General features: G+C 63.8%; 7 protein-coding genes. 6 read left to right on the plus strand and 1 reads right to left on the minus strand.

The genetic code is table 11. From position 1 onward, the window contains the following. Positions 1 to 323: 323 nt before the first annotated feature. On the minus strand, positions 324 to 1,961 hold the full coding sequence (locus tag DL1_RS20040) for a Na/Pi cotransporter family protein (RefSeq protein WP_038069988.1): 1,638 nt from the start codon (positions 1,959 to 1,961) through the stop codon (positions 324 to 326). A gap of 170 nt (positions 1,962 to 2,131) precedes the next feature. Here DL1_RS20040 and DL1_RS20045 point away from each other — a divergent pair, with 170 nt between their 5' ends. The 6 genes from DL1_RS20045 to DL1_RS20070 all read left to right on the plus strand — a co-directional run bounded on the left by DL1_RS20045 (position 2,132) and on the right by DL1_RS20070 (position 7,378). After that, a complete protein-coding gene (locus DL1_RS20045; RefSeq protein WP_038069991.1) occupies positions 2,132 to 2,926 on the plus strand; it encodes a DeoR/GlpR family DNA-binding transcription regulator in 795 nt (264 codons plus the stop codon). Between the two features lie 60 nt (positions 2,927 to 2,986). Then, the gene (phnD, locus tag DL1_RS20050) at positions 2,987 to 3,958 is read left to right on the plus strand and encodes a phosphate/phosphite/phosphonate ABC transporter substrate-binding protein (RefSeq protein WP_038069994.1); all 972 of its coding nucleotides are present in this window, start codon (positions 2,987 to 2,989) and stop codon (positions 3,956 to 3,958) included. A gap of 69 nt (positions 3,959 to 4,027) precedes the next feature. Beyond that, complete coding sequence (gene phnC, locus DL1_RS20055; RefSeq protein ID WP_038069997.1) at positions 4,028 to 4,837, plus strand: phosphonate ABC transporter ATP-binding protein; 810 nt, start codon at positions 4,028 to 4,030, stop codon at positions 4,835 to 4,837. After that, positions 4,834 to 5,664, plus strand: a complete 831-nt coding sequence (gene phnE / locus DL1_RS20060) for a phosphonate ABC transporter, permease protein PhnE (RefSeq protein WP_038070000.1) — start codon at positions 4,834 to 4,836, stop codon at positions 5,662 to 5,664. The genes phnC and phnE (DL1_RS20060) overlap by 4 nt, the downstream gene beginning before the upstream one ends. Continuing rightward, complete coding sequence (gene phnE, locus DL1_RS20065) at positions 5,664 to 6,479, plus strand: phosphonate ABC transporter, permease protein PhnE (RefSeq protein WP_038070003.1); 816 nt, start codon at positions 5,664 to 5,666, stop codon at positions 6,477 to 6,479. The genes phnE (DL1_RS20060) and phnE (DL1_RS20065) overlap by 1 nt, the downstream gene beginning before the upstream one ends. Beyond that, entirely contained in the window at positions 6,479 to 7,378 is a 900-nt protein-coding gene (locus DL1_RS20070) for an HAD-IIA family hydrolase (protein WP_051693720.1), read from the plus strand. Before phnE (DL1_RS20065) ends, DL1_RS20070 begins: the two co-directional genes overlap by 1 nt. Positions 7,379 to 7,541 lie beyond the last annotated feature (163 nt).

Raw genomic sequence — 7,541 nt, forward strand, 5'->3', positions numbered from 1 at the left:
CGCCCCCGTTACCGAAGTCCTGACCCTAAGCTGCTTGAAATGGGCATGATAGGATAAAACGCTCATCCCAGCTGCGGCTGCGAGATCTGGTACGGAGAGATCTGCAGTGACGCTTTCCCTTATGCGCCCCAAACTCTCGACAATCCGTCCGGCGGGGGCCCGCTGACGCAGCTTCCGCTGGCAGTGACGCGCTCGACCTTGTGCGGGCTCGGCTTGAGGGGAGGCTTCAGAAAATAGAAGGTTGGAAAACCGTCACCTGCTCCACAGACGGCTGACGGCGCGCGAAGGGCACACGCGTTGCCGGTCCGCAGCCCCGTGGCCGATCACCCGGTCAGCCGCGTCGCGCGCAGATCGCCTGCCTGCTCAAGGATCGGATAGGCGACATAGGTCACATCCGTGTTAATCTGTTTGAGCGCGCGCACCGTTTCCTGATGAATATTCGTGGTCTCGACGGAGGCGCTGTTATTCGCGCGCAGACGGGCCAGATGCGCGGCCTGCAAGTCCGCCTCTGCGGCGCGGGTGCGGTCCTTTTCCTCAACAAGCTGGCGGGCATCTTCCAGCTCGCCTGACATCAGCACGTTCAGCGCAAGACGCGTATTCGACGCAACGCGATCATGGAAATCGGTCAACTCGCGCAAGCCCTCGTCCGAGAAGGTCAGGCCGCGCTCATAGATCCGCTGCGCGAGGGCGACGAGGTTGGTCGAGATCTGATCGCCCGCATCCTCGAGGTGGTTCGCGACCATCGCGATCTCCATCGCGCGCCGGGATTGCTCTGTGCTCAGGCGCGTTTCATTGAGTCGCGCGACATAAAGCTTGATCTCGTAATGCATCCGGTCAACTTCGTTTTCGTTGCGCTTGATGCGGGCGGCGACCTCCGGGTCCCAATGCACGAAAAGCCCGAGCGCTGGCTGCAACATCTCGAAGACCTGCTCGCCCATGCGCAGCAACTCGCGGGCCGCATTGCCAAGCGCATGGCCCGGATTGCCCAGCCCGTCCTGATCGAGGGCCGTGATCCGCATCTGCGACGCCTCCTTGCGCTCGACGACGACCGCTTCGGCAAGCCGCAGCACCGAAGGGATCAGCGGCAGCGAGACCAGCACCACGCCGAGGTTGAAGACCAGATGCAGGTTGATGACCTGCCGCGCCACCGTGCTGCCCAGAAAGCCAAGCGCTTGCGGATCGACGATCAGACCGATCAGCACCAACGCCGCCCCGCCCCCACGCAGGACGAAATTCGAGACCATGATCCGCCGCGGCACCGGATCGGCGGATAAGGTGAGGATGACCGGGATGATCGCCCCGCCGAGATTTGCGCCCAGCACCATCGCCGCAGCCCCCGGCGCAGGCAACAGGCCCTGACCTGCGAAGGTCACGAACATCAGCACCGCGGCAATCGAGGAATGCATCGCCCATGTCAGCAGAGCGCCGAGGAGGAAGGCCGAGACGAGATCGCTGCCCAGCCGCGTGAGCACCGCATCGACAAGCTCGCTTTCGCGCAGCGGCGCGGTCGCCTCGCCGATCATACCGAGCGCCAGCAGAACCAGTGCCAGACCCACAAGAATGCGCCCCGCCTGACGCGGCCGCCGGGCCTTCGATTTGAGAAACAGCATGACGCCGATCACCAAGAGCGCAGGCACGAGCACATGAATCGGGGAGAGCAGGATTTGCGCCACGATCGACGAGCCAAGATCGGCCCCCAGCACGAGCGCGACGCCCGACACGGCGGTCACGGTCCCGCTCGCGGCGAACCCCGCGGTCAGGATCGCGACGGCGGTCGAGCTTTGCAGCAACATCGCAGCGCATGTCCCCGCCCCCATCGCGCTGATCCGGGTCCCGGCGGTGCGGCGCAGGGCCTTGCGCAGCGAGGCCATGAAAGCGCGCTCGACCCCGGTGCGGATCAGCCGAACCGCCCAAAGCAGCAGTGCCACCGCGCCCGCGAGATTGATCAGAAAATAGATCATGCGCTCTCCCAAATCCCGCGTTTTACATTCGGTCGGATGCCGAGCGCATGCGGTTCTTCCCAAGATAAACTGCATCAAAATGTGGCCATAGCAACATTATTCTTGCTTTTGCGCGGCATAGACCACAACAATTTGGGAAGAAGAGTGAGGGTTTCCCTGTCGGAGAGACAATGGACGCGCGCGTGAAGAATGAGGGCACACGGCTGCGCAAACGCGACCGGCGCGAACAGATCCTGTTCGAATTGAAGCTGCGCCCTCATCTGCGGATCTCAGAGCTTGCGGAACAGTTCGCGGTCTCGACCGAGACGATCCGGCGGGATTTCGACGCGCTTGCGGAAAAGGGGCTGATCGACCGCGCGCATGGCGGGGCCTCGCGCCCCCATCCGGGCCAGTACCCGACCCTCAACGAGCGCGAGCGCAACCAGTTTCAGGAACGCGAACGCATCGGGCGTCTGGCCGCAGAGTGGATCGCCCCCGGCGAGACGCTGATGATCGACGCGGGCTCGACCACGCAGCAAATGGCTCGGTTCCTCGCCATGGCGGGCACGCCGTGCCGCGTGCTCACCAATTCCCTGCCCATCGCCATGCTTCTGGGAGGAAGCGGGGCGGCGGAGGTAATCCTTGCCCCGGGCCGCTACCTGCCCACGGAATCGGCTGTCGTGGGAGAAGAGACGCTCGAATTTCTGGCGCGCCACCATGTCGAACGCGCCGTGATCGGCGCGACGGCACTTTCGCGCGACGGGGTCTCAGAAAGCGTGCCGGGCTTTGCCGCGATCAAGCGCGTGATGCTCGCGCAGGCGAAGACCGGGATGCTGTTGATCCTTGGATCGAAGTTCGGGGTTCACGGCTTCACCCGCGCGGCGACGCTCGGGGCGCTCACATCGGTGGTCGCGGACAGCGCCCCGCCTGCCGATCTGGAGGAGGCGTTGCGCGACAACGACGTGGAGGTGCTGCTCGCGAAGTAACACCACCAAAATGGGAGAAATGCCCGGGGCGCCGGGCCGGTCAATATCTGGGAGGACATAATGACCAAAGTTAAACTGCTGATGACGGCTGCGACAGCCTCGTTTCTGGCATTCGGAAACGCGGCCTTTGCGCAGGATTGCCCGCATGGCGATCTTGATGCGCGCTATTGTGACACCGATGGCGACCTCGTCGCGGATGTGCCGAGTGATCCAAGCCAGCAACTCGACCCTGACACGCTGATCTTTGCCTATACCCCGGTGGAAGACCCGGCCGTCTACAAGACCGCATGGGCCGATTTCCTGACCTATCTGGAAGAGAAAACCGGCAAGAAGGTCGTGTTTTTCCCGGTCCAGTCCAACGCGGCCCAGATCGAGGCGATGCGCTCGGGGCGGCTGCATATCTCGGGCTTCAATACCGGATCGAACCCGCTGGCGGTGAACTGCGCGGGCTTCCGCCCCTTCACGATCATGGCCAGCAAGGATGGCGGCTTCGGCTACGAGATGGAGATCATCACCTATCCCGGCTCGGGCATTGAGAAGATGGAGGACATCAAGGGCAAGGAGCTGGCGTTTTCCTCCCCCACCTCGAATTCGGGCTTCAAGGCCCCCTCGGCAATCCTGAAATCCGATTATGACATGGTTGCGGATCGCGATTTCAAGGCCGTGTTCTCGGGCAAGCATGACAACACGATCCTCGGTGTCGCCAATCACGACTATCCCGCAGGCGCAATCGCCAATTCCGTGCTCGAACGGATGGAGCAGCGCGGCGTGGTCAAGCCCGATCAGGTGGTCTCGATCTACAAATCGCAGACCTTCCCGACAACCGGTTTCGGCGTCGTCTACAACCTCAAGCCCGAGTTGCAGGACCAGATCAAGGATGCGTTCTTCAGCTTCGACTGGGAGGGCACGAGCCTGCAGGAGGAGTTCGAGAAATCCGGCGAAGAGCAGTTCATCCCGATGAACTACAAGGATTTCTGGGAGGTGATCCGCAAGATCGACGCGGCCAACGGCGTGAAATACACCTGCCAGTGACGCAGACTTCCGGGTGGCGCCTCGTGGCCTCGCGAGGCGCCACCCCAAATTGGGCAGGAAGGAGCGGCCATGCTGCAACTCAAGAAACTGGTAAAGACCTATCGCACCGGCGATCAGGCACTCAAAATGATCGACCTCGAGGTGCCAGACGGGCAAGTCCTGGCGCTGATCGGTCCGTCGGGCGCGGGCAAATCGACGATGATCCGCTGCATCAACCGGTTGGTGGAGCCGTCCAGCGGCGAGGTCTGGCTTGATGAGACCGAGCTGACCCGGCTGGGCGCGGGCGCGCTGCGCCGCGCGCGGCGCAAGATGGGAATGATCTTTCAGGAATACGCGCTGGTCGAGCGCTTGACGGTGATGGAGAACGTGCTGTCGGGACGCCTCGGCTATGTCGGCTTCTGGCGCTCGCTCGCGCGGCGCTACCCGCAAAAAGATGTCGACGAGGCCTTTCGCCTGCTCGACCGGGTGGGCCTGCTGCATATGGCCGACAAGCGTGCGGATGAGCTGTCCGGCGGCCAGCGCCAGCGCATCGGGATCTGCCGCGCGTTGATCCAGGACCCGAAACTGCTGCTGGTGGACGAACCCACCGCATCGCTCGACCCGAAAACCTCGCGCCAGATCATGCGCCTGATCTGCGAGCTGTGCGCCGAGCGTGGGTTGGCCGCGATCATCAATATTCACGATGTGGCGCTGGCGCAGATGTTCGTCAGCCGCGTCGTCGGTCTGCGCTTTGGCGAGATCGTCTTCGACGGCGGCCCGACCGAGTTGAGCCCCGATAAGCTGACCGAGATCTACGGCGAAGAGGATTGGGAAGCGACCATCGAGACAGTCGAGGACGAGACCGAGGAGGCCGCGCCTGTTGCGGCGGTGGCGCCATGAGCGGCGTCGGCACGGGCACGGGCGAGTTGGAGGCGCTGCTCGGGCGGCGCTGGCGCAAGCCTGCCTTCATCAAGCGGCCCGCCTTGCGTTGGGCGCTCGCATTGGGCTTCGTGGTCTATCTGATCGCCGCGGTGCTCACGATCCCGGTCGATTGGGCGCGGGTCTATGACGGGCTCGACCGCGGCATGGCGTTCATCGGCGCCTTCGCGCATCCCGATTTCGTCTCGCGTGGGAGCGACATCGGAGAAGGCCTGTTGGAGAGCATCGTGATCACCGTCGCGGCCTCGGTCGTGGGCATCGCGATCTCGATCCCGATCGGGCTTGGGGCTGCGCGCAACATTGCCCCCCTGCCCGTCTATCTGCTGTGCCGGGCGATCATCGCGATCAGCCGCGCGCTGCAAGAGATCATCGTCGCCATCCTGTTGGTCGCAATCTTTGGCTTCGGGCCGCTTGCGGGCTTCCTGACGCTCAGCTTCGCCACAATCGGCTTTCTGTCGAAACTGCTTGCCGAAGACATCGAGGCGATGGACCGCGTGCAGGCCGAGGCGGTCCGCGCCACGGGGGCGCGCTGGAGCCAATGGATCAATTACGGCGTGCAACCGCAGGTCATTCCGCGACTGGTGGGGCTGTCGATGTATCGCGTCGATATCAATTTCCGGGAAAGCGCGATCCTTGGCCTCGTCGGCGCGGGCGGCATCGGTGCGACGCTCAACACGGCGTTCGATCGCTACGAATACGACACCGCCGCCGCCATCCTGATCCTGATCATCGGGATCGTCATGGGCCTTGAATATCTTTCAGGGTTGATCCGCACGAGGGTTCAGTAATGCCAGTACTCACAGAAAACGACACGCGCATCTGGCGTCGGCGTACAACCGGCAAATCGCTGGTGCTCTGGTTCGGCTGGCTGCTTGGTCTCGCGGCATTTGTCGTGTGCTGGCAGCGGATCTCGGGAGCCACCACATGGTTCTTCGTGCAGGACGCGCCGCGCATCGCGGGCGATATCTGGACCCGCGCCACCCCGCCGCGTTGGGAGTATCTCAGCCAGCTTGGCAAACCGATCTGGGACACGCTCAACATCGCCACGCTCGGCACGCTGATCGCGCTGGTGCTGGCGGTGCCGGTCGCCTTTCTGGCGGCGCGCAACACCACGCCCTCAAAGCTGATCGTCCGGCCCATCGCGCTGCTGATCATCGTCTCCACGCGCTCGATCAACTCGCTGATCTGGGCGCTCCTGCTGATCGCGATCATCGGCCCCGGCGTTTTCGCAGGTGTCATCGCGATTGCGATCCGCTCCGTAGGGTTCTGCGCAAAGCTGATCTACGAAGCCATTGAGGAGATCGAGCACGCTCAGGTCGAGGCGATCACAGCGACGGGTGCCTCGCGCTGGCAGGTCATGGCCTATGGGATCGTGCCGCAGATCCTGCCCGCCTTCGCAGGCGTCGCGGTGTTCCGCTGGGACATCAATATCCGCGAGTCCACCGTGCTCGGCCTCGTCGGCGCGGGCGGTATCGGGCTGCAGCTATCGGCCTCGCTCAACACGCTCGCATGGCCGCAAGTGAGCCTGATCCTTCTGGTGATCCTCTTCGCAGTGGTGATAAGCGAGTGGGTATCGGCGAAAGTACGCGGAGCTATCATCTGATGTCACTGACCACTCAAGGCGCGCTTGCCGCCTATGAGCGCGCGCGCCACCGGCTGCCCGCGCCCGGCACGCCCCGCTCCAGCCAGACGGCCCGCGACCTCTCGGAGCTTGCCGATCTGTTCGACGTGTTCCTGCTGGATGCGTTCGGCGTGCTCAATATTGGCGAGACTGCAATCGCGGGCACCCCAGAGCGCGTCGCGGCGCTGCAGGCGGCCGGCAAGCGGGTGCTGGTCGTGTCGAACGCGGCGGGCTTTCCGCATGACACCCTCATGCGAAAATACACCCGGCTCGGCTATGACTTCGCGCCCGAGGACGTCATCACGAGCCGCGCCACGCTCATCTGCGCGCTCCGCAAGGCGCCTGCCCGCGCTTGGGGATTGATGGCGAGCCGGGCTGCGGGTCTGGGCGAGTTGGCCCAGTTCGACGTGACATGGCTTGCCGAAGACCGCGCCGCCTATGACGCGGCCGAGGGGTTTTTGATGATCGGAGCGGCGGAATGGACCGAAGACCGACAAGACCTGCTTGAAGCCTCGATCCGAGACAATCCGCGCCCCGTCTGGGTCGGCAATCCCGATATCGTAGCACCCCGCGAGGTTGGATTTTCCAAGGAGCCGGGGCATTTCGCGCATAGGCTGGCCGATGCGACGGGCCTTTCGCCCGAGTTCTTCGGAAAGCCCTTCCCCAATATCTACGATCTCGCATTCGCGCGGCTCGGTCCGGTCGACCCCGCCCGCGTGCTGATGGTGGGCGATAGCCTGCACACCGACATTCTGGGCGCACAGTCCGCAGGCATCCGCTCCGCGCTGATCGCGGGCTACGGCTTCTTTGGCGGCGCGGATGCGCAGGAGGCCATCGCCTCTTGCGGCATCGTTCCCGATTTCATCCTCGAACGGCCCTGACTGCTTGTTCCGAGCCAACCCGCCATCGCGTCGCGCAAGCGGGTCCAGCTGAACGGCGTCGAATTTTCAGACAAGAGCGCGGCGCGGTGCTATGTTGCGCTGCCGGTCGTGCGCCCCCGTTCGGGGGCATGAGGCCGGAGTCTCCTTTTTTGAAAGACGCAAA

Origin of the sequence: Thioclava dalianensis, from assembly GCF_000715505.1 — a bacterium.
Classification (GTDB): domain Bacteria; phylum Pseudomonadota; class Alphaproteobacteria; order Rhodobacterales; family Rhodobacteraceae; genus Thioclava; species Thioclava dalianensis.